20 protein-coding genes and 1 pseudogene are annotated in these 20,366 nt (G+C 73.9%); 2 read left to right on the top strand and 19 right to left on the bottom strand.

The features are described from left to right. Nucleotides 1–114: 114 nt before the first annotated feature. From RSE42_RS06875 to RSE42_RS06805, 15 genes and pseudogenes are all read right to left on the bottom strand, one after another. Nucleotides 115–528, bottom strand: coding sequence for a hypothetical protein (locus tag RSE42_RS06875; RefSeq protein WP_021482408.1), 414 nt, complete (start codon nt 526–528; stop codon nt 115–117). Between the two features lie 119 nt (nt 529–647). Continuing rightward, nucleotides 648–1,118 (bottom strand): SsrA-binding protein SmpB, encoded by a 471-nt coding sequence (smpB, locus tag RSE42_RS06870; RefSeq protein ID WP_021482407.1) that lies wholly within the window; start codon nt 1,116–1,118, stop codon nt 648–650. Between the two features lie 202 nt (nt 1,119–1,320). Beyond that, complete coding sequence (locus RSE42_RS06865) at nt 1,321–2,727, bottom strand: peptidoglycan DD-metalloendopeptidase family protein (RefSeq protein ID WP_415298345.1); 1,407 nt, start codon at nt 2,725–2,727, stop codon at nt 1,321–1,323. Between the two features lies 1 nt (nt 2,728). Continuing rightward, the gene (gene ftsX / locus RSE42_RS06860; protein WP_021483124.1) at nt 2,729–3,640 is read right to left on the bottom strand and encodes a permease-like cell division protein FtsX; all 912 of its coding nucleotides are present in this window, start codon (nt 3,638–3,640) and stop codon (nt 2,729–2,731) included. A 254-nt stretch (nt 3,641–3,894) separates the two neighbouring features. Beyond that, a pseudogene (gene ftsE, locus RSE42_RS06855) lies at nt 3,895–4,575 on the bottom strand (cell division ATP-binding protein FtsE); the annotation flags it as partial. Between the two features lie 162 nt (nt 4,576–4,737). Then, nucleotides 4,738–5,850: a peptide chain release factor 2 gene (prfB, locus tag RSE42_RS06850; RefSeq protein WP_031316541.1), complete on the bottom strand. Its 1,113-nt coding sequence runs from the start codon at nt 5,848–5,850 to the stop codon at nt 4,738–4,740. Nucleotides 5,851–6,027: 177 nt separating this feature from the next. Then, nucleotides 6,028–7,251 (bottom strand): hypothetical protein, encoded by a 1,224-nt coding sequence (locus RSE42_RS06845; protein WP_415298343.1) that lies wholly within the window; start codon nt 7,249–7,251, stop codon nt 6,028–6,030. A gap of 132 nt (nt 7,252–7,383) precedes the next feature. Beyond that, nucleotides 7,384–8,019, bottom strand: coding sequence for a hypothetical protein (locus RSE42_RS06840; RefSeq protein WP_415298341.1), 636 nt, complete (start codon nt 8,017–8,019; stop codon nt 7,384–7,386). Between the two features lie 189 nt (nt 8,020–8,208). Then, nucleotides 8,209–8,784 carry a hypothetical protein gene (locus RSE42_RS06835; protein ID WP_415298339.1) on the bottom strand — a complete coding sequence of 192 codons (576 nt, stop codon included), beginning with the start codon at nt 8,782–8,784 and terminating at the stop codon, nt 8,209–8,211. Further along, nucleotides 8,781–9,254, bottom strand: a complete 474-nt coding sequence (locus RSE42_RS06830; RefSeq protein ID WP_415298337.1) for a TadE/TadG family type IV pilus assembly protein — start codon at nt 9,252–9,254, stop codon at nt 8,781–8,783. The genes RSE42_RS06835 and RSE42_RS06830 overlap by 4 nt, the downstream gene beginning before the upstream one ends. Continuing rightward, a complete protein-coding gene (locus RSE42_RS06825) occupies nt 9,251–9,655 on the bottom strand; it encodes a TadE/TadG family type IV pilus assembly protein (protein WP_034653964.1) in 405 nt (134 codons plus the stop codon). The genes RSE42_RS06830 and RSE42_RS06825 overlap by 4 nt, the downstream gene beginning before the upstream one ends. A gap of 4 nt (nt 9,656–9,659) precedes the next feature. Beyond that, nucleotides 9,660–9,875, bottom strand: a complete 216-nt coding sequence (locus tag RSE42_RS06820) for a hypothetical protein (RefSeq protein ID WP_021483743.1) — start codon at nt 9,873–9,875, stop codon at nt 9,660–9,662. A 68-nt stretch (nt 9,876–9,943) separates the two neighbouring features. Further along, the gene (locus RSE42_RS06815; RefSeq protein WP_415298335.1) at nt 9,944–10,885 is read right to left on the bottom strand and encodes a type II secretion system F family protein; all 942 of its coding nucleotides are present in this window, start codon (nt 10,883–10,885) and stop codon (nt 9,944–9,946) included. Beyond that, a complete protein-coding gene (locus RSE42_RS06810) occupies nt 10,882–11,742 on the bottom strand; it encodes a type II secretion system F family protein (RefSeq protein ID WP_043651331.1) in 861 nt (286 codons plus the stop codon). Before RSE42_RS06810 ends, RSE42_RS06815 begins: the two co-directional genes overlap by 4 nt. Nucleotides 11,743–11,744: 2 nt before the next feature. Continuing rightward, nucleotides 11,745–13,028: a CpaF family protein gene (locus RSE42_RS06805; protein ID WP_085951276.1), complete on the bottom strand. Its 1,284-nt coding sequence runs from the start codon at nt 13,026–13,028 to the stop codon at nt 11,745–11,747. Between the two features lie 199 nt (nt 13,029–13,227). Here RSE42_RS06805 and RSE42_RS06800 point away from each other — a divergent pair, with 199 nt between their 5' ends. Beyond that, nucleotides 13,228–14,451: a pyridoxal phosphate-dependent aminotransferase gene (locus RSE42_RS06800; protein WP_415298333.1), complete on the top strand. Its 1,224-nt coding sequence runs from the start codon at nt 13,228–13,230 to the stop codon at nt 14,449–14,451. A gap of 6 nt (nt 14,452–14,457) precedes the next feature. Here RSE42_RS06800 and RSE42_RS06795 read toward each other — a convergent pair whose 3' ends face one another. Next, complete coding sequence (locus RSE42_RS06795) at nt 14,458–15,825, bottom strand: LCP family protein (protein ID WP_415298331.1); 1,368 nt, start codon at nt 15,823–15,825, stop codon at nt 14,458–14,460. Nucleotides 15,826–15,904: 79 nt separating this feature from the next. Next, nucleotides 15,905–17,140, bottom strand: a complete 1,236-nt coding sequence (locus tag RSE42_RS06790; protein ID WP_085388240.1) for a multidrug effflux MFS transporter — start codon at nt 17,138–17,140, stop codon at nt 15,905–15,907. Between the two features lie 164 nt (nt 17,141–17,304). On the opposite strand from RSE42_RS06790, the gene RSE42_RS06785 reads away from it, so the two are divergent. Continuing rightward, on the top strand, nt 17,305–18,072 hold the full coding sequence (locus tag RSE42_RS06785) for an SOS response-associated peptidase (protein ID WP_043651325.1): 768 nt from the start codon (nt 17,305–17,307) through the stop codon (nt 18,070–18,072). A gap of 54 nt (nt 18,073–18,126) precedes the next feature. Here RSE42_RS06785 and RSE42_RS06780 read toward each other — a convergent pair whose 3' ends face one another. Together RSE42_RS06780 and RSE42_RS06775 are read right to left on the bottom strand one after the other, a co-directional pair. Further along, complete coding sequence (locus tag RSE42_RS06780) at nt 18,127–19,209, bottom strand: adenylate/guanylate cyclase domain-containing protein (protein ID WP_369824877.1); 1,083 nt, start codon at nt 19,207–19,209, stop codon at nt 18,127–18,129. A gap of 133 nt (nt 19,210–19,342) precedes the next feature. Then, nucleotides 19,343–20,218, bottom strand: coding sequence for a biotin--[acetyl-CoA-carboxylase] ligase (locus RSE42_RS06775; RefSeq protein ID WP_051027487.1), 876 nt, complete (start codon nt 20,216–20,218; stop codon nt 19,343–19,345). Nucleotides 20,219–20,366 lie beyond the last annotated feature (148 nt).

Here is a 20,366-nt window from a genome sequence, read left to right as displayed (position 1 = left end):
CGGACCCGGACCTCGTGCAGCAGGTCCAGCCTACGCGATCAACGCCGTGCCCCGCACGGATATTTCCGCGGGCCGGGTACCGGCGGTCGCGCACCGCCGGTACCCGCGTCGCGGCTACTTCTTCCGGCTCAGCGAGTCGACGAGCAGCCCGCCGGCGATCCCGAGGAGGAACACGTCCTTCGCGAGCCCGGTCCCCTGCTCGGTGGGTCGCACCCCGTCCTCGCGCGTCATGCCCGGCGTCTTGAGGTACATGCCGACGAGGCCGGCCGAGAAGACGCCGAGCCCGACGGCGACGAGCCCGGTCGGGACGAAGGGCGCCACGAGGGCCGCGCCGAGCGCGATCTCGGCGGTCGACAGGGTCTTGGTGAACTGCTTCGGCTCGACGTCCCCGAGGAACGAGTACGTGCCGGCGGCCATCCCGTGCAGTCCCTGCGCGGTCTCCTCGTCGGCACCGCGCTTGCTCAGGCCGGAGTTGAGGATGTACGCCCCCGCCGCGAGGCGCGGGATGTACTGGCGGAGCTTGACCATGGGGCCTCCTGGTTCGCGGTCGTCGTCTCGCCCTCGACCGTACGTCGAGGGCGACGGCGTCACCAGCGGGTGGGGCCGGCGTCGGGCACAGGACCGCGTGCGGGACGCCCCGCGCGGCGTCAGCGCAGCTCGCGCTGCCGCATGGCGCGCTGCGCCTCGCGGTTGTCCTGCTTCTCGCGGAGCGCCTGGCGCTTGTCGTACTCCTTCTTGCCCCGCGCGAGCGCGATCTCGACCTTGGCGCGGCCGTCGAGGAAGTACAGCGCGAGGGGCACGATCGTGTGCCCCTTCTCGCGCGTCTTGGACTCCAGGCGCAGGATCTCCTCCTTGTGCAGGAGCAGCTTGCGCTTGCGGCGCGGGGCGTGGTTGTTCCACGTGCCCTCGGTGTACTCGGGGATGTGGACGTTCTCGAGCCAGGCCTCGCCGCGGTCGACCGCGACGTAGCCGTCGACGAGCGACGCCCTGCCCATCCGCAGCGCCTTGACCTCGGTCCCGGACAGGACGATCCCCGCCTCGTACACGTCCTCGATCACGTAGTCGTGGCGTGCCTTGCGGTTGCTGGCGACGACCTTGCGGCCGCTGTCCTTCGCCATCCGTGTCCTACCGTCCTTCTCTGCTGTCGGTGCTGTCGCCCGGGGTGCTCGTCTGGGGCACCGTCCGTGCGCCGGCCCCGAGCCGTGCGGGCGCCCCAGCGTACGGGTGCCCGACGGCGCCCGGTACCGATTATCCCTCGGGTGCGGTCGCGCGGGGGCCGGGGCGGGTCGGGCGCGACGCCCGGAGCGCGACCCGGCCCGGTCAGCGCAGCACGGACATCGGGTCGATCGTCGACCCGTTGACGTACACCTCGAAGTGCAGGTGGCACGCCCCCGAGAGGCCGGTGTTGCCCGAGTAGCCGATGACGTCACCCTTGTTGACGGTCCGGCCGGACGACACCGCGAAGCGCGTGAGGTGGTTGTAGCTCGTCATGAGGTTCTTGCCGCCCACCGTGCCGTGGTTGACGAGCACCTGGTTGCCGAAACCGTTGCGCCACTGGGCGTGGACGACCGTCCCGGGCCCGGCCGCCATGATCGGCGTGCCGCAGTAGGCGCGCAGGTCCGTCCCCGCGTGCAGGCGGTAGTAACCGAGGATGGGGTGCAGGCGCATCCCGTAGCTCGAGGTCACGTAGGGCACCGCCGTCGGGTACGACAGGAAGCTCGAGATGCTGCCGCGGTCGCCGCCGGAGGACGAACCGCCACCTCCGCCGCCGCCCCCGCCGGAGGACGACCCGCCACCGCCACCGCCTCCACCACCGCCGCCTCCACCACCGGACTGCTGGCTCTGCTGCTGGCGGCGTGCCTCCTCCTCGGCGGCCTTGCGGTCACGCTCGGCCTGCTCGGCGATGATGCCCTTGATCTCGCTCTGCAGGGACTGCTGCGCGGCCTCGTTCTCGGCGACCTTGGCCTCGGCCGCGGACTTGCGCTCCTCGATCGTCGCCTTCTTGGCCTGCTGGTCGACGATCAGCTGCTCGACCTCGGCCTTGCGGTCGGCCGCGGCCGCGCGCGCCGCCTCGGCGGCGACGAGGTTCTCGTCCGCCTGCTGCTTGAGGTCGGTGACCGTCTCGCGCACCGCCTGGAGGCGCGCCTCGCGGTTGCGCGACACCGACTCGGCCTCGAGCAGCTCCTGGAGCGAGCGGGACTGGCTGCGCGCCGCCGTCGAGGAGACGGCGTACTCCGCGATGAACTCCTCGGTGCTCTGCGCACCCGTGACGATGCCGAGGCTCGAGACGTCGCCCTGGCCGCGGTACGCCTGGCGCGCCATCTCGGCGATGCTCGACTTGGCGTCGGCCACCTCGGTCGCGCCGCGCTCGATCTCGGCGCTGATCGCGGCCTCCTGGCCCAGCGCGTCCTCGAGCCGCTGCGCGAGCAGCTCCGCCTCGCGCTGCGTCCGCTCGACCTCGGCCTGGGCCGCGTCGAGCTCGGCCTGCGCGACGGGCAGCCGTGCCTCGATGGCCTGGAGGTCGACGACGGCCTGCGCGAGCGCCGCGTCCGTGTCCTCGAGCTCGGACTGGAGCTGCTCGCGGTTGCCGAGGATCTCGGACTGGCGACGCTCCGCCGCCGCCCGGCGGTCGTCGATGTCGTCGGCGGACGCCGAGGCGACACCGCCCACGAGGAGCAGGGTCGTGGCGATCAGAGCCGCTGTCGCGCGGCGGAGGTCCCGGGTCATCTCACACCCTCGTGTGGCGGTTGAGCGTGACGACCGAGGACACGGCCGCCAGCAGGAAAGCGATCCCGACGAGCACGGGTGCGATGCGCAGCACGTCCGCCTCGTCGACGTAGGCCACCCACGTCACGGACTGGGACAGCCAGTCCGTGACGAGGTACTTCACGCCGACCCAGAGCCCGCCGACCGCCAGGACCGCGCCGAGCACGGCGGCGATCGCGCCCTCGAGGAGGAACGGGAGCTGGATAAACAGGTTCGACGCCCCGACGAGCCGCATGATGCCCGTCTCGCGCCGTCGGCTCAGCGCGGAGAGGCGGATCGTCGTCGTGATGAGCAGCACGGCCGCGAGCAGCATGACCGCCGCGAGACCGGCCGCGAGCAGGGACGCGCGGTTGAGCGCGAGGAACAGCGAGTCGAAGATGCGGCGCTGGTCCTCGACCACCTCGACGCCCGGCCGCCCCGTCACGACGTCGTTGACGACCTCGTAGTTCTCCGGGTTGGTGAGCTTGAGGCGGAAGGACGCCTGCATGTCGTCCACCGTGAGCTGCGTGCCCAGGTACCCGTCGGGGTAGCGCTCGGTGAACGCCGCGAACGCGTCGTCCTTGGACTCGAAGTAGACCGTCTGGATCTCGTCGCCGAGCTCGGTGTCGAACAGGTCCTCGATCGCCGCGATCTGGTCGGGCGTGGCCTCGCCGGCCGCGCACGTGGGCGACGGCGACCCGGCCGGGCAGAGGAAGACGGACACCTCGACCTTGTCGTACCAGTCGTCCTTGAGCTTGCCGATCTGCGCCTGGAGCAGCAGCGAGGACCCGACGAACGTCAGCGAGACGAAGGTGACCAGCACGACGGAGACGGCCATGGAGACGTTGCGCCGCAGGCCCTGGCCGAGCTCCGCGAGGATGAACTGGAGTCGCACGCCGCTCACTCCCCCGCCGTCGCCTCGACGTGGCGACGCGTCGAGCGTCGCCGGGGCAGCGGGGGCCGGCTCGACGCGTCGACCGCGGGCGTCGCGCCGGTCGCCGGCGTCCGGTCCGGCGCCTCGGCCGGGTCCTGCGTCGAGGACGGCGCCGGGTCGGGCGCCGCGGACGGGCGCGCGGTCCGGCGCACGACGGCGGTCGGCGCCGACTCGGGCGCCGGGCCGGTCGTCGGGTCGGGGATGACCTGGCCGCGCGCGCCGTACGAGCCGTGCGCCTGGTCGCGCACGAGCGTGCCGGTGTCGAGCTCGACGACGCGGCGGCGCATCTGGTTGACGATCTCCTCGTCGTGCGTCGCCATGACGACGGTCGTGCCGGTGCGGTTGATGCGGTCGAGCAGGCGCATGATCCCGAGGGACGTCGTGGGGTCGAGGTTCCCGGTCGGCTCGTCGGCGAGCAGGATCGGCGGGCGGTTGACCATGGCGCGCGCGATGGCGACGCGCTGCTGCTCACCGCCGGAGAGCTCGTGCGGGCGACGCTTCTCCTTGCCCGCGAGGCCCACCATCTCGAGCGTCTCGGGCACGGTGATCGCGATGGTGTGACGCGGCTTGCCGATCACCTGGAGCGCGAACGCGACGTTCTCGAACACGGTCTTGTTGGGCAGCAGGCGGAAGTCCTGGAAGACCACCCCGATCTGGCGGCGCAGCTTGGGGACGTTCCAGCTCGACATCGACCCGAGGTCGCGGCCCGCGACGAAGACCTTGCCCTTCGTCGGGCGCTCCTCGCGCAGGACGAGGTGCAGGCACGTCGACTTGCCGGAGCCGGACGCACCGACGAGGAAGACGAACTCGCCGCGCCGGACCTCCAACGACACGTCGTCGACGGCCGGCCTCGCGCCGCGCGCGTAGACCTTGGTGACGTTCTCGAAGCGGATCACAGCGGCACGTTCCTCGGGTCGGGGGTCGATCCGTGGACGAACAGGGTTCGTCGCACGATCCCGAGGGTAGGCATGCGTCTGCGGCCCGGCGGGGCGGACACGCCGCGCCCGGGTGCATCGATCCGTTGCTCGGATCAATCGGCCCGGGGCGGCCGCGGAGGGTCAGGCCTCCTTCTGCACCCCGCGGCGCCAGCGGATCCCGGCCTCGATGAAGTCGTCGATGTCGCCGTCGAACACCGCCGAGGGGTTGCCCACCTCGTGCTCGGTGCGCAGGTCCTTGACCATCTGGTACGGCTGCAGCACGTAGGAGCGCATCTGGTCGCCCCAGCTCGCCTTGATGTCGCCCGCGAGCTCCTTCTTCTTCGCGTTCTCCTCCTCCTGGCGCACGAGCAGCAGGCGGGACTGGAGCACGCGGAGAGCGGCGGCACGGTTCTGGATCTGTGACTTCTCGTTCTGCATCGAGACGACGATGCCCGTCGGGATGTGCGTCATGCGCACCGCGGAGTCCGTCGTGTTGACCGACTGCCCGCCCGGGCCCGAGGACCGGAACACGTCGACCTTGATCTCCGACTCCGGGATCTCGATCGAGTCCGTCTGCTCGATGAGCGGGATCACCTCGACCGCCGCGAACGACGTCTGGCGGCGGCCCTGGTTGTCGAACGGTGAGATTCGCACGAGGCGGTGGGTGCCCGCCTCGACCGACAGGTGGCCGAACGCGTACGGCGCCTTCACCTCGAACGTCGCGGACTTGAGCCCCGCCTCCTCGGCGTACGACGTGTCGAGGACCGTCGTCGGGTAGCCGTGGCGCTCCGCCCAGCGCAGGTACATGCGCAGCAGCATCTCGGCGAAGTCGGCCGCGTCCACGCCACCGGCGCCCGCGCGGATCGTCACGACGGCCTCGCGCGCGTCGTACTCGCCTGCGAGGAGGGTGCGAACCTCGAGCTGGTCGAGGTCCTTGCGGATGGCGGCGACCTCGTTCTCGGCCTCGACGAGGGTGTCCTCGTCCTCCATCTCCTGGCCCATCTCGACCAGGGTCTCGACGTCGGCGATGCGCTGCCCGAGCTTCTTCACCCGGTCCAGCTCCGACTGCGCGGCGGAGAGCGCCGACGTCACCTTCTGCGCCGCGTCGGGGTCGTCCCACAGGTCGGGCGCCGACGCCTTCTCCGAGAGGTTCGCGATCGTCGCGCGCAGCTCCTCCGGGTCGCTCACGCTCTCGATGGACTCGAGCGTGCTCCGCAGCGCCTTGATCTCGGACGGGAAGTCGATGGTGGCCACGAGGTTCAAGGTTACGCGACCCCGCGCGCGGTCGGCGCCGTCGCGCGAGGTCACCGCGAGGGATCAGCGCGGGGTCTCCTCGCGGGGTCCGCGCGCGGGCCGCCGCGGGCGACGGCGCGGGGGTCGGCGCGGGGGTTCGGCGCCGCCGGGCGAGGGCCGCCCGACGGCGCGTCGCCGTCAGTCCTTCGTGCCGCCCTGCGGGGCGGAGCCGCCCGCGGTCGACGGCGCCGGCTCGGCGGTCGTCGCCTGCTGGCGGCCCTCGTCGCGCGCCTTCGCGAGCATCGCCTCGAGGCGCTGGCGCCGGCGTCGGCGGTCGTCCCGGACGCCCACGATCACGACCACGACGATCGCGAGGAGCAGGAGCTGCGGCCACGGGACCGCCCACGTGGTGACGGTGACCGTGACCGGCTCGAGCGGCGCGTCCACCTGGTCGTCGCCGACGACGGTCGGCGTCACGGTGATCGTCGTGCTGACCGGCCCGAGCGGCCAGACGTCGGCGAACGCGACCTTGCTCCGCAGGGATCCGCCCGGCAGGACCTCCCCGAGCGGCTCCGCCGTCGCCTCGTCCGTCACGGCGCCGAAGAGGGCGGACGTCGCGACCCGGCCCTCGGCGCCGAGGCGCACGTTGCCGTCGTTGGCGACGTCGTAGGAGACGGTGAGGTCGCCCGCGGCGAACGGGTTCCACGACGGCGCGTAGGACGCCTTGACGTCCTCGACGGCGAGCGCGGGCTGGATCTCGCCGGTGACGCGCGTCGTGACGCGGAACCCGACACGGCTCTCGACGCCGACGCTCGTACCGCCCTCGCCGCCGCCCGTGCTCGTGACCGACGCGGCGATGCCCGCCGGGTGGTCGCCCGGGGTCGCGTTCTCGGGGACCGTGATCGTGTACGGGACGACCACCGTCTCCTTCGGTCCCACCTCGACGCTCTCCTGGACGGTGAACCACGTCCCCGCGTCGGTGGACTCCTGGTCCGAGGAGAGCATGTTGAAGCGCCCATTGGCGGTGAGGTAGCCGTCCGCGGCCTTGAGCGCGAACGTGGCCGGCACGTCGCTGAAGTTCGAGACGGCGATGTGCTCCTCGACCGTCGTGCCCGGGTCGGCGACGAGGTCGACGCCGCGACGCCCGTCGGGACCGTTCGCGTCCGCGGGCTTGGCGCCCCACGTGATGCGGTCCTCGGTGTCGAGGGGCAGCGCCGTCGGCAGAGCGCTCACGACCTCGGCCTGCGCGCTCGCGACGCCGGCGTGCGCGCTCGTGGCGACGGTCGTCGCGGACGCGGCGACGGCGAGCGGGGTCGCGGGCAGGAGGCCGAGGGCGAGGGCGGTCGCGGCGAGGACGAGACGACGCCCGCGACCGCGGGACGGGGACCCGGTGCGGGCGGGGTGCGTTGGTGCGGGGATCACGCAGGGGCTTCTCTCCGTACGACGACGGGTCGCCCGCCCGGCACGACCGTGGTCGTGCGGGACGGTGCGACCCGTCGTGTGACTACTCGGTCGGTGCCCGGTCGGAACCGGTCACCGGGACGTCGGGACGGCTCAGTCCTCGAACAGGGACAGCGTGATGGTCGAGTTGTACGCGCCTGGCGCGACGTCTTCGCCCGTGCGCAGCGTGAGGTTCGCGCCGGCGGTCCAGGAACCCTCGGGGTTGACCTCGGCCGAGTCGAACGTCGAGAGCAGCAGCTCCTGATCGACGAGGCCGACGTTGTCGGGCTCGCCCGACTCGTCGAGAACAGGGAAGACCTCCTCGCCCTCGGACACAAGCCCGGTGTCGCCACCGTCGACGAGGGTCGGGGCCCACCCGAGGTTGGCGGCCGAGATGGGCTCCTGGCCAGCATCACCCGCGAAGGCTGACGCCTTGCCGAGGACGTACCAGCTCGAGCCCGCCTCGACCTCGGTGCGCGTGTCCGTGACGGTGACCTCGGGGAGGTCACCCGTGAACTCGCGCGTGCCCTCGATCGACGACTCGTCAGCCTCGGTCAGCGAGGTCGAGTTCGCGGCGACGGTGAGGGCGAGGTTGCCAGGCTCCACGTTGGACTCGATCTCCACGGAGACGTCGACGTCGGTGCCGTCCACCGGGTCGGCGGAGGCGGCGGACGCGAGGGCGACCGTGCCGATGAGCATCGCACCGAGGGCACCCCCGGCGACGAGCTTCTTCGTTGCTCGTGCGTTCATGTTGTAGCTCTCCATCGTTGGAGTTGTTGTCGGACCGGATCACCATAGCGGCGAACCTGGGGTTTTGACAGGGCCGAACCAGAAGTGGCCATCCAAAGTTAAGAAAGTGAACAAAGGCGCGCGAGCGCGCTCACGCGACGTTGCGGTATTCCTTTCCCTGGACGTTCTTCGTCGAACAGCAACAGGTGCTCACCACGCTCTGGCACGTGACTCTGCACGCACGATGATGCCATCACTCCACGCCCCGGTCACCCAGCTGATCATCGCGGGTCGCGCCCGCGCGGCAAGGCCGACCGACGCCGTGCGCCCGTCGCCGGTCGACGCGTCGGTCACCACGACCTCGCTCAGACCGGCGAGCGCCGCGGGGTTCCGGGCGAGATAGTCGTCGACGTCCGCGCGGATCCCGGCGTCGGTCAGCGTGAGGACGGCGCCCTCGACCGGCGGCGCGGCGCCGCCGGAGTAGAACGTCTCAGGGGTCGTCGAGTCGGCCGCCGTGAGAGCGAGCGCATCCGCGAGCGCGTAGAGCCGCTTGCGTTCGAGGTGCACCTCCGTGGCGCTCACCACGACCGTCACGAGGAGCAGCGCGAACGCGACGAACGCGCTCGTGAGCAGCAGGATGCGGCCGTCCTCCTCCCGCTCGCCCGAGCCCCGGAGCCGCGCGACGAGCGCCGTCGAGCCGCGGACGACCGCCCCGGACCGTCGCCCGGCGCCGGGTCCGGGCGCATCACCCGGCGCCGGGGCGCCCAGGGGTGTCGGGGCGCTCACGGCCGCCGCGCCGCGTACGCGTCGACGGACGCGACGTGCCGCGCCTCCACGGGGACCGCGAGGGGGACGACCCCCCGCACGAGCTCGGGCACGAGCGGGAGCGGCACGTCGAGCCGGACGTGCGCCGTCACCTCGCCGCCCGGCTCCAGGCAGGCCTGTGACGAGCAGGCGATCGTCAGACCGCCCGCGCTGGGGGCGAACCCCTGGTCGCCGAGCGCCAGGGCCACGGCCGCCGAGGCGAGCCGGGCGCCGTCGTCGCTCGACGGTGCCGTGACGAACGCGCGCGCCGCCTCGCGGGAGGCGCCCTCCACGGCGAACGTCGCGGCCTGCACCCGACCCACCGTGAGCACGAGGTAGAGGACCGATAGGAGGAGGACGAGCGCGACGCCGAGGAACTCGACGACCGCGCTCCCCCGGTCCGAGCGCCGCCCCGTCAGCCTCGCGCAGAGCCGAGCGAGCAGGCGCGTCACGGGGCCTCCTCCAGCGCGTGACCGCGGACGGTGAGTGCTCCGGCCGGGCCGAGCAGCCCGACGACCGGGAGCGGCGCGGTCACCGTGACCTCGACGACGGGCAGACCGTCCACGACGGTCTGGCGCGCGACGACGTCCTGCGCGTACCGCGCCGAGAGCGCGGACACGACGAGGTCGCGCGTGCGGGCCACGCCGTCGTGGGGGCCGCGGTCGGCACGACCTGCGACGCGGGCGCCCTCCGCCGCGCAGTCCACCAGCGTCGCGCGCACGTGGACGGCGAGCGCGACCTGGACGACCCCGAGGAACAGCACGAGGACGAGGACGGAGACGAGGGTGAACTCGACGACGGCGGAGCCCCGCTCCGGGTCCTCGACGCCGACTTCCGCGCCACCGCGACGCACCACCTCAGGGGGCGCCGACGCTCGAGATGGCGTTGCTGAAGGCCTGCGTCAGCGCCGGCCCGGCGACGGCCCACAGGGCGATCACCAGCCCCGCCGTCATCAAGGTGATGAGCACCCATCCCGGTACGTCACCGCGTTCCGGGTCCTGACCGGTCAGCCGCCCGAGCGCGCCGCGCGCTGCGGCGCGCACGGCCTGGTTCCCTCGACTCCACCCCTGCATGCTTCTCCTTCGTCGTCGTTTCGATCGGTCGTGCCGGACGGTCGTGCCGGACGTCTTGTGGCTGCTGCTCAGAAGCCGAGCCGCAGGGTCGCGAGCGACGGGAAGACGGCGTAGACCACCGTCACGGGAAGGATGAGGAAGACGACGGGGACCATCATCACGACCTCTTTCCTCCCGCCCGCCTCCATGAGCGCGCGGCGTCCCGACTCGCGCACGTCCTGCGCCTGCGCCCGCAGCACGTCGGCGAGCGGGGTCCCCCGTTCGACGGCCACCGCGACCCCCTCCGCGAATCGGGTGAGGCTCGGCAGCCCGGTGCGGTCGGCGAGCTGCTCGAGCGCCCGGGCGAGCGGGGTCCCGGCACGCACGGTCGCGAGGGTCGTGCGCAGCTCGCCGGAGAGCTCGCCGTGCGCGGTGGTCGCGACGCGCTCGAGCGCGGCGACCGGCCCCTCGCCCGCGTTCACCGCGAGCGCGAGGAGCTCGGCGACCGTGGGGAACTCGGCGAGCATGCGCTCCTCCCGACGTCGCACGGCGCGGGTCAGCGCGTGGTCGCACGCGAGCACCCCGCCGGCGCCGCACAGCAGCACGAGGATCACCAGGGCGGCGACGGACGACCCCCGCGTCGCCGCGAGCAGCACGGCGAGCGCCGTCCCGCCGCCGAGCCCGACGACGCCCCACACGAGCTGCCGTGCGCGGAACTGCTCGACGCTGCGTCCGCGGCCGGCACGGTCGAGGCGGCGCCGGACGTCGGACGCCGTCGAGCCGAACCGTTCCAGCGCACGGCCGGCGTCGGCGAGCAGCGGCGCGAGGAGTCGTTCGAGGGTCGGGAAGGGCGATCGCACGGGGTGGTCGCGCAGCAGGACGGACGTGCGGTCGTGGGTGCGCAGGTAGGGCGCGAGCCGCTCGTCGAGGCGGATCGACCGCCCCCGGAGCCCGGCGACCACGAGGAGGACACCGAGCCCGCCGAGCGCGCCGAGCGCGGCACCGGTCCAGGACACGTCGACGGCGCTCATCGCAGCACCCGCTCTTCCTCGGGCAGCCGCCCGATCCGCAGCATGAGCTGGTACGCCGCCGCGGAGCAGGCCGCGCCGGCGGCCAGGACGACCGCCCCCGTCATCGAGTTGTACGCGGCCGCCGTCTCCGGGCGCGTCGCGAGGAAGCCGAGCACGACCCACGGGCCGGCGACCGCGAGCCGTGCCCCGTTCACGGTCCACGACTGGCGGGCCTCGAGCTCACCGCGCGTGCGGGCGTCCTCGCGCAGGAAGGTCGACAGGGTGCGCAGGAGGCGCCCCAGGTCGGTGCCGCCGACGTCCCGCGTGATCCGGAGCGCCTCGACGATGCGGTCGGCGACCGGGTCCGCGAGCCGGTCCTTGAGCAGGTCGAGGCACTCCCCGAACCGGCCGGACGCGCGGTGGTCCCGCGCGAACTGGGTGAACGGCTCGCGCAGCTCGACCGGACCGCGCTCGCCGAGCTGGCCGACGGCCTCGGGCAGCGACAGCCCCGCGCGCACGCCCGAGGACAGGTGGTCCAGCACCTCGGGCCAGACCTCCCGCAGCCGTGCACGCCGCCGCCGGGCGCGGGACCGCACGAGGAGGGAGGGCGCACCCGCGGCGATCACGGCGAAGCAGGCCGCGATGGTCCACGAGCGCGCGAGGACCGTCCCGACCACGAGGACGACGAGCCCGACGCCGACGCTCGCGACCACCAGGGCACCGGGCGTCACCGCCGGTGCACCGGCCTGGACGAGCAGGTCCTGCGTACGCGCCGCCCACCCGTCGGCACGGCGCACGCGCGGCGGCCCGGGCGCCCAGAACGACCACCAGACGCAGAACAGCCCCGCGCCGAGGAGGAGGCCCACCGCCACGCCCACGGTCAGCCCACCCTCGTCGGCGCGGCGCCGTCGAGCACGTCGGCACTGGCCGGGCCCGCCCGCAGGACCGCTGCCAGGTCGATGCCCGCGCGCGCGAAGCGCTCCGCGCGCGGCGGGAAGCCTCCCGCCCGCACCAGCCGGTCGCCCGAACGCACGAAGATCTCCGCGGCTTCCACGACGCCCTGCTCGACGCGGCCCGTCACACCGAGGATCTCGCGCACGCCGCGACGCCCGTCGGCGTCGACGCCCAGGTGCACGACGAGATCGATCGCGGACGCGACCGTCGGCACCACGAAGCGGTCCGAGACGTTCTCGCCCGCGAGCAGGGGCAGCGTGCACATCTTGGTGATCGCCTCCCGGGCGGAGTTCGCGTGGATCGTGCACATGCCCGGGACCCCGGCGTTCAACGCGACGAGCAGGTCAAGGCTCTCCGCCTCGCGGACCTCGCCGATGACGATGCGGTCCGGGCGCATGCGCAGCGCTTCCTTCACCAGGCGCCGCAAGGGGATCTCCCCCGTGCCCTCGAGGCTCGGCTGCCGGCACTGGAGGGACACGACGTCACGCACGGCGAAGCGCAGCTCGAACACCTCCTCGCACGTGACGACGCGCTGCGCGGGCGGGACCGACCCGGCGAGGGCGTTGAGCATCGTCGTCTTGCCCGCCTGCGTGGCTCCTGCGACGAGGATGTTCAGCCCGGCCCGCACGGACGCGTCGAGGAAGGCGGCGGCTTGGGGCGGGAGCGCGCCGAGCCGGACCAGGTCGTCCAGGTGCGACGCCCGGACGACGTGCTTGCGGATGTTCACCGCCCACTCGCTGCGCGTGACGTCGGGGATGACGACGTGCAGCCGCTCCCCTCCCGGGAGGCACGCGTCGACGAACGGGCTCGACAGGTCGAGCCGACGCCCGGACGACCGCAGCATCTGCTCCACGAGGTCGCGCACCTGCTGCGCCGTGAGGATCGTCGTCGTCAGCTCCGACGAGCCGCCGCGCGCCACGAACACCTGGGAGGGCGCGTTGATCCAGATCTCCTCGATCTCCGGGTCGTCGAGGTAGGGCTGGAGCGGGCCCAGCCCGGCGACGGCGTCGACGACCGCGCGACCGGCGGCGGCGGGATCGGCGAGCGGCGCGACGGCCCCGAGCGCGCTGCGCGTCTCGTAGTCCGCGACGACGTCGCGCACGAGCTGGGCGACGGCCGCGCGGTCGCGCGCGGGGTCCACCCCGCGCCGTCGGACGAGCTCGCGCACCTCACCCTCGAGCACGCCGACGGCGTGCGTGTCCGTAGACATGTCGAGCATTCCCCCTGCTCCGTCGGCCGGCTGCCCCGCCGGTCGTCAACGATCTGCGCCAGAGAGTAGGGCATGGACGCGCCCCCGTGAACCGCCCCTGTGGACGAGGTCGCGGGCGCCCCGGAATCCCGCGCCGTCGAGGCAAGACCTCCCTCCCGGCGTCCCACATCGTGGTCGTCGCGACGGCTAGGGTCGGGCCATGACGGACCTCCCGCCCGGCCGCTGGCAGGCCGCCGCGCGCGCCACGGGCCTCCTGGGCGCCGACGGCGCGGTCGCGGCGACGATCTTCGCCGAGATGACGGCGCTCGCGCAGCGCACCGGGGCGATCAACCTCGGGCAGGGCTTCCCGGACGTCGACGGCCCGGCCGCGGTGAAGCACGCCGCGGTGCGCGCGATCGAGGACGGCCACAACCAGTACCCGCCGGGCCCGGGCATCCTCGAGCTGCGCAACGCCGTCGCGAGCCACCAGCTCCGCCACTACGGCCTGGACCCGGACCCGGAGACCGAGGTGCTCGTGACGACGGGCGCCACCGAGGCCCTCGCGGCGACGATCCTCGCGCTCGCCGGGCCGGGCGACGACGTCGTGACGCTGGAGCCGTTCTACGACTCCCACGCCGCGTGCATCGCGCTCGCGGGCGCGCGGCACGTCACGGTCCCCCTGCTCCCCGGCCCCGACCGCTTCCGGCTCGACGTGGACGCGCTGCGCGCCGCCGTCACCGACCGGACGCGCCTGATCGTCGTGAACTCGCCGCACAACCCGACGGGCACGGTCCTCGACCTCGACGAGCTCGACGCGATCGCCGCCGTCGCGCGCCGGCACGACGTCGTGGTCGTCACGGACGAGGTGTACGAGCACCTGACGTTCGACGACGCCCGGCACGTGCCGATCGCGACCCTGCCGGGGATGCGGCAGCGGACGATCACGATCTCCTCGGCCGGCAAGACGTTCTCGTTCACGGGGTGGAAGGTGGGGTGGCTGCACGGCCCCGAGCCGCTCGTGACGGCGGTCCGCACGGTGAAGCAGTTCCTCACCTACACGTCGGGCGCGCCGTTCCAGCCCGCGATCGCCGACGCGCTCGCGGACGACGAGACCCCGCGCGCGCTCGCGGACTCGCTCGCCGCACGCCGCGACCTGCTGTGCGAGGGCCTGGTCCGCGCGGGGTTCGACGTCGTCGTGCCGCAGGGCACGTACTTCGTCATCGCCGACGGCGCCGCGCTCGGATTCGAGGACGGCACCGCGCTGTGCCGCGAGCTGCCCGCCCTCGCGGGCGTCGTGGCCGTCCCCGTGAGCGCGTTCTGCACCCCGGGGTCGACGACGGCGCGCGCGCTCGCGTCCCGCGTCCGGTTCACGTTCGTCAAGCGCGAGGACGTCCTGCACGAGGCGGTGCGGCGCCTGGCCGCGCTCGGCGCGTCGCGGCCCTGAGCGAGGTCAGGCGCACACGCCGTCGCGTGGCTCCTCCGTCGCGCCGGCTCCCGGGTCGGTCCCGGCACCGGGGTCCGTCGCGCCCGTGCCGGGGTCGACGGCTCCGGTCCCGGGGTCGGTGGTGCCCGGGTCCGTCCCCGCTCCGGGGTCGGTCGCACCGTCCGCGGGGGCCGTGGCGTCGTCGCGCGGGTCCGTGACGGGCTCGTGGCCGGGCGGGGGCGCGTCGTCGATCAGCCGCTGCCAGATCGCGTCGGCCTCCGCCGTCCACTCGACGCGGTTGCGGTCGCTCGCCGCGTCCACGACCGGGACCTGGGTGAAGACGACCTCGGAAGGCTTGATGGCCCGCAGGCTGAACGCCAGCCCGGCGAGCGCCGTCGGGTCCGCGATCGTGGGGTCCGCGCTGATGGAGCCGAGCACGGCCTCGATGACCCCGTAGAGCTGGGGCGAGTTGGTGATGATGTTCTGCGAGAGCAGCTCGCGCACCGCCGAGTCGATGAACGCCTGCTGCCGGGCGATGCGCGTGAGGTCGGAGCCCATCTCGAGGCCCATCCCCGTGCCGTGACGCGCACGCAGGAAGCCGATCGCCTCGTGCCCGTCGAGCGTGTGCTCGCCGGCGGGCAGGTCGAGGGTGCCGTACCGGGGATCCTCCTTGATCGGCTCCGGGAAGCACATCGTCACGCCGTCGATCGCGTCGACCACGCCGATGACCCCGGTCATCTTGACCACGACGTGGTTGGTGATGGGCACGCCCGTGAGGCTGTAGACCGACGAGATCGTGCAGCCGGCGGCCGCGTCCATGTCGTCGACGCCGCCCGACCCGATCTGGAACGCCTCGTTGAACATGGTGTTGCGCCGCGGCGAGGACATCGACCCGTCGGGAAGCTTGCACGCGGGCAGGTCGACGAGCGAGTCGCGCGGGATCGACACGACCTCCATGCGCGTGCGGTCGCCGGACACGTGCACGATGAACGTGGTGTCGGACCGCATGCCCTCCTCCTCGCCCGCGAGCGCGGCGTTCTCGGCGTCGCGGTAGTCCGTGCCCATGACGAGGATGTTGAGCGCCTTGCCCGCGAACGGGTCGGAGGGGTCCTTGGGCGGCGCCTCGGTCGGCATGCCGACCACGTACTCGGACACGTCGCTCACGGTGATCTTCGACTTGAGGTCGAGGTACACGGCTCCCGCGCCGACGGCGACGAAGACGAGCGCGCCGGTGAGGACGAGCCCGATCGCCCTCGCGACGCGGTGCGAACGGAGCGCGCGGGCGTGGTGCGGGCCCCCGGTGGGCTTGTCCGTCCCGCCCTCCCGGGAACGCGTCTCCTGCGTCGCGCGGGACCTCGCGCGTGCGGGCGGCGAGGCGGGGGCGGACTTCGGCACGGTCCGAGAGTAGAGGGTCGCGCGCGGAAACGTGCGCCGGACCGGCAGGAGGACGTGTGAAAGGGCGGCGAAGAACGGGTCAGACGGGCGTGTGCCAGCCTCCGCGGCGGAACGCGGGCGTGGCGAGCCCGAGCACGAGGATCGACGCGACGACCGCCCCGAGCATGACGGTGGACATCGCGACGGCGTCGCCGCCGAGGACGCCGACGAGCGGGCTCACGAGCCCGGCGACGCCGGCCTGGAACGCGCCGATGACCGCGGCGGCGGTGCCGGCGATCTCGCCGTGCCGGGTGAGCGCGAGCGCGGAGGCGTTCGCGGGAATGAGGCCCTGCATGGACAGGACGAGGAACAGCGCGGCGACGATCCCGACGATGCCGCCCGCCCCCGTCAGGGCGACCACGAGGAGGCCGACGGCGAACACGCCCTGCACCACGAGCGCCGTCCGGAGCAGCCGCACGGGCGCGACGCGGCGGACGAGCGCGGCGTTCGCCTGCGCCGACAGCACGAGCCCGATGCCGTTCACGGCGAACAGGAGCGCGAACTGCCCGTGGCTGAGCCCGTACCCCTCCTGCAGGACGAAGGGTGAGCCGACGACGTAGCTCATGAGCACGGCCTGCCCGAGACCGGGGAGCACGGCGAGCGCGACGAAGTGCCGGTCGCGCAGGAGGCCCGCGTACCCGCGCAGGACGGTGCGCGCTCCGGCGGGGCGACGACGCTCGAGCGGCAGGGACTCGGGCATGAAGAACAGGACGATCGCGCCGAGCACGACGCCGCCGAGCGCGAGGACCCAGAAGACCGCCCGCCAGGTGGCGTGCGCGCCGATGAACGAGCCGATGGAGGGCGCGAGGAGCGGCGCGAGCCCGATGACGAGCATGAGGCGCGACAGGACGCGCGCGGCCTCGGACCCGGTGAACCGGTCGCGGATGGCGGCGATCGCGACGACGGACGCGGACGCGTTGAAGAACCCCTGGAGCACGCGCAGGCCGACGAGGATGCCGATGTTGGGCGCGAACGCGCACAGGATCGACGTGACGACGTGCAGCGAGAGCCCGACGAGCACGGGCAGACGACGGCCGTAGCGGTCGGAGAGCGGCCCGATGACGAGCTGCCCGACGGCGCCGCCGAGAAGCATGCCGGACAGCGTGAGCTGCGCGAGGGAGTCGGGCGCACCGAGCTCGGCGCCCACCTCGGGCAGGAGCGGGAGGTACATGTCCACCGTGAGCGCGGGCAGCGTGGCGAGCGCGCCGAGGAGCAGGACCCAGCGGGCGGACGATCTCGGTCGGGGCACGGCGGGGTCGACCGAGGAGGGTGGCATGACTCCCATCGTAACGATTCGATCGCGTGCGGACCGGGCTCACGGGCGTGACCCTGCTCTCCCCCGGCGCAGGCCCGGCGTCACGCGCACAGCCCGGCGGCCCTCCCCGGGCGCCCGCCTACCGGCCCGACGCGAGCGTGGGTGGCGTGCGGCACCCTGGAGGCATGTGCGGACGCTATGCCTCCTTCCGGGACGCCCAGGACCTCGCGGACGAGTTCGCGATCGCCGACGTGGCCGACGACGCGCGCCTCCTCCCGCCGTCGTGGAACCTCGCGCCGACGGACCCGGTGCGGATCGTCGTCGAGCGCGCCGCGAAGGACACAGGCGAGGTGCGCCGCTCGCTGCGGCTCGCACGCTGGGGCCTCGTCCCGTCGTGGTCGAAGGACCCGAAGGGCGGCGCGCGCATGATCAACGCGCGCGCGGAGTCGATCCTCGACAAGCCGGCGTTCGCCAAGCCATTCGGCGTGCGCCGGTGCCTCGTGCCCGCCGACGGCTACTACGAGTGGCGCGTCCTGCCCGACGGCGCGTCCCCCGCCGGGTCGGCGGGCGCGCCGGCGCGCCGGGGCAAGGTCCTCAAGCAGCCGTACTGGATCGCGCCCGGCGACGGGCGCAGCGCCGCGTTCGCGGGGCTCTACGAGTTCTGGCGCGACCGCACCAAGGCGGACGACGACCCGGACCGCTGGCTCGTCTCGACGACCATCATCACGACCGACGCGGCGCCCTACCTCGCCGAGATCCACGACCGCATGCCGCTCGCCCTGCCGTCCGACGCCTGGGACGCGTGGCTCGACCCGGCGGTCGACGCGCGGGGCGCCGCCGACCTCCTCGGGCTCGGCGGCCCGCACGACGACGTCCCCATGGTCGCGCGCGAGATCTCGACCCTGGTCAACTCGGTGACGAACGACGGCCCGGGGCTCCTCGAGGCCGTCTGACCGGCACGGGTCCTGCCGCGCGGACGTCGGCGGCCGCGCGCCCGGCGCAGCCGGTCAGCCGCGGTAGGCCCACTGGAGGCGCACGGGCTCGATCGTCCCGAGGCCCTGCACCTCCGTCTCGGGCTGCGCCGTGAGCGCGAACCGCTGGTCGCCGGCGAGCAGGCCCGCGGTCTCGCGGTCGACGAGCACCGTCGTCGGGTCGGCGATGTCGACGAGGCGCGCCGCGAGGTTGACGCTCGGGCCGAACACGTCGCCGAACCGCGACAGCACGCGGCCCCACACGAGGCTCACGCGTACGGGCGGCACGTCGACGTCCTCCTCGCGGCCGCCCGCCGCGGCCAGGCCGAGCGCGACGCGCGCACCGGTCGCGACGTCGTCGGCCACGTAGAGCACCGCGTCGCCGATCGTCTTGACGACGCGCCCGCCCGCCGCGGTGATGACGTCGCGCGCGCTCGTCTCGAAGAGCTGCACGAACTCGGCGAGCTCGCTCGAGCCGAGCCCGCGCGTGCGCTGCGTGAAGGACACGATGTCCGCGAACCCGACCGCGCGCGGCAGCGGGAGCTCGTGCTCGTCGACCGCGGTCGCGCGGGCGTCGGAGAACTCGACCGCGAACCTCCCGGCGACGGCCGCGAGCTGGCGCCGCCACGCGTGCAGGAGCTGTTCCTCGAGGACGGGCGCGAGCTCGGGCAGCCGGTCGAGCACGAGCAGGCGCGCGCTCGTGTCGTCGAGGTCGAACCGCCGCGTGAGGTGCTCGACGAGCGCTTCGACCTGCCACAGCACGAGGCGCTCGGTCGTGTGCCCCGTCGAGCGGATGAGCGTCGTGAGCGCGCGCTGGTCGAGCTGCTCCTGCTCGGCGAACGCGAACACGTCCGCGAGCGCCTGCGCGTCGCGCTCGGTGAAGGCGTGCTCCTCGCCCTCGGTGAGCGGGAGGCCGAGCGCCTGCCAGTAGGCGCGGACGCGGTCCTCGTCGACGCCGGCCCGCTCGGCGAGCCGTTCGACGGTCAGGGTGCGGGGTCCGCCGAGGAGCGCCTCGTCGAGCACCGCCTCGGTCGCCTCGGCCTCGGTGGTCGGCGCGCCATCCTCCGCGGTCGTCGCGGACGGTGCGGGGGCGAGCTCGTTCTCCGGGTCCACTGGCACCCGGCGATCCTATTCCTCGGCCGGGCTCGTCGACGTCGGCGGGCGCACGCGAGATCGGCACGCACGACCGCCGATCCGGCCGCGGACCGCCGATCTCGAGGGGCCGTCCGGGGGCGGGTCAGGCGTGGGCCGGTCAGTCGTGGGGGCGCAGGTGGTGCACGTCGCCGCTGTGGTGGACGGTCGTCGTGCCGTCGTCGAGGCGGACCTCGAGGCCGCCGTCGGGGGCGAGCCCGATCGCGAGCCCGACGACGTCCCCGCCCGCGACGCGCTCGACGCGCACGCGCGTGCCGAGCGTGGCGCTGACCTCGGCGCAGTCGGCGTCGAGCCCGGCGGCGTGCGCGTCGCCCCCGGCGTCCTGCCAGCGCGCGAGAACCTCGCCGAAGGCCTCGTGCAGCGCGACGAGCACGACCTCCCGGTCGGTGGTCGCGGCTCCGGCGAGGGCGAGCGACGTGGCGGTCGGGACGGGCAGCTCGTCGCGCCGCTGTGCGACGTTGAGGCCGACGCCGACGACGACCCCGCCGTCGGGCAGCACCTCGGCGAGGATGCCGGCGACCTTGCGCAGCGGTGCGGGCTCGCCCGCGCCGGGGTCGGGGACGAGGACGTCGTTGGGCCACTTGACGACGGCCTCGACGCCGGCGGTGGCGCGCAGCGCGCGGGCGGTCGCGAGCCCGGCGAGCAGCGGGAGCCAGCTGAGGGCCTCGCGCGGCACGTCGGGCCGCAGCAGGAGGGAGCCGAGCAGGGCGGTGCGGGGCGGCGTCGTCCACGAGCGGCCGAGCCGGCCGCGGCCCCCGGGCTGGTGCTCGGCGACGAGGAGCGCGGGAGCGGGCCACGCCGCCGGGTCGCGGACGACGGCGGCCGCCAGCTCCGCGTTGGTGGACGCCGACTCGGGGACGACCTCGAGCCGGGCGAGCGGACCGGCGGGCGCCACGAGCAGCTCGCGCAGGAAGTCGGCCCGCAGCGGGGGTCGCTCGTCGCCGGACGGGGTCTCGGGGTCGTGCGCGGTCGCCATGCCCGCCATCCTCGCGCACGGCGCGGGCGCCGCACGAGGCGGGGACCGGCCGACCTGCGAGCGGCCGAGTTGTGGGGACCCACCAACCCGGGCCCCGGCGGTGCTGGCGGCGGCCGCATCGAGTGGGTGCGATCCTCCAACTAGGCTC

Source organism: Cellulosimicrobium sp. SJTW-1 (assembly GCF_047716875.1).
Lineage (GTDB): Bacteria > Actinomycetota > Actinomycetes > Actinomycetales > Cellulomonadaceae > Cellulosimicrobium > Cellulosimicrobium funkei.
This window is presented reverse-complemented; position numbering and strand designations above follow the sequence as displayed.

What these genes read in the sequence shown, in the direction of transcription:
- RSE42_RS06790 (WP_085388240.1), bottom strand. Translation starts at nt 17,140, where the DNA reads ATGCCACCCTCCTCGGTCGACCCCGCCGTGCCCCGACCGAGATCGTCC.
- RSE42_RS06865 (WP_415298345.1), bottom strand. Translation starts at nt 2,727, where the DNA reads ATGACCCGGGACCTCCGCCGCGCGACAGCGGCTCTGATCGCCACGACC.
- RSE42_RS06775 (WP_051027487.1), bottom strand. Translation starts at nt 20,218, where the DNA reads ATGGCGACCGCGCACGACCCCGAGACCCCGTCCGGCGACGAGCGACCC.
- RSE42_RS06820 (WP_021483743.1), bottom strand. Translation starts at nt 9,875, where the DNA reads ATGCAGGGGTGGAGTCGAGGGAACCAGGCCGTGCGCGCCGCAGCGCGC.
- smpB (WP_021482407.1), bottom strand. Translation starts at nt 1,118, where the DNA reads ATGGCGAAGGACAGCGGCCGCAAGGTCGTCGCCAGCAACCGCAAGGCA.
- RSE42_RS06875 (WP_021482408.1), bottom strand. Translation starts at nt 528, where the DNA reads ATGGTCAAGCTCCGCCAGTACATCCCGCGCCTCGCGGCGGGGGCGTAC.
- RSE42_RS06805 (WP_085951276.1), bottom strand. Translation starts at nt 13,028, where the DNA reads ATGTCTACGGACACGCACGCCGTCGGCGTGCTCGAGGGTGAGGTGCGC.
- RSE42_RS06815 (WP_415298335.1), bottom strand. Translation starts at nt 10,885, where the DNA reads ATGAGCGCCGTCGACGTGTCCTGGACCGGTGCCGCGCTCGGCGCGCTC.
- RSE42_RS06800 (WP_415298333.1), top strand. Translation starts at nt 13,228, where the DNA reads ATGACGGACCTCCCGCCCGGCCGCTGGCAGGCCGCCGCGCGCGCCACG.
- RSE42_RS06840 (WP_415298341.1), bottom strand. Translation starts at nt 8,019, where the DNA reads ATGAACGCACGAGCAACGAAGAAGCTCGTCGCCGGGGGTGCCCTCGGT.
- RSE42_RS06785 (WP_043651325.1), top strand. Translation starts at nt 17,305, where the DNA reads ATGTGCGGACGCTATGCCTCCTTCCGGGACGCCCAGGACCTCGCGGAC.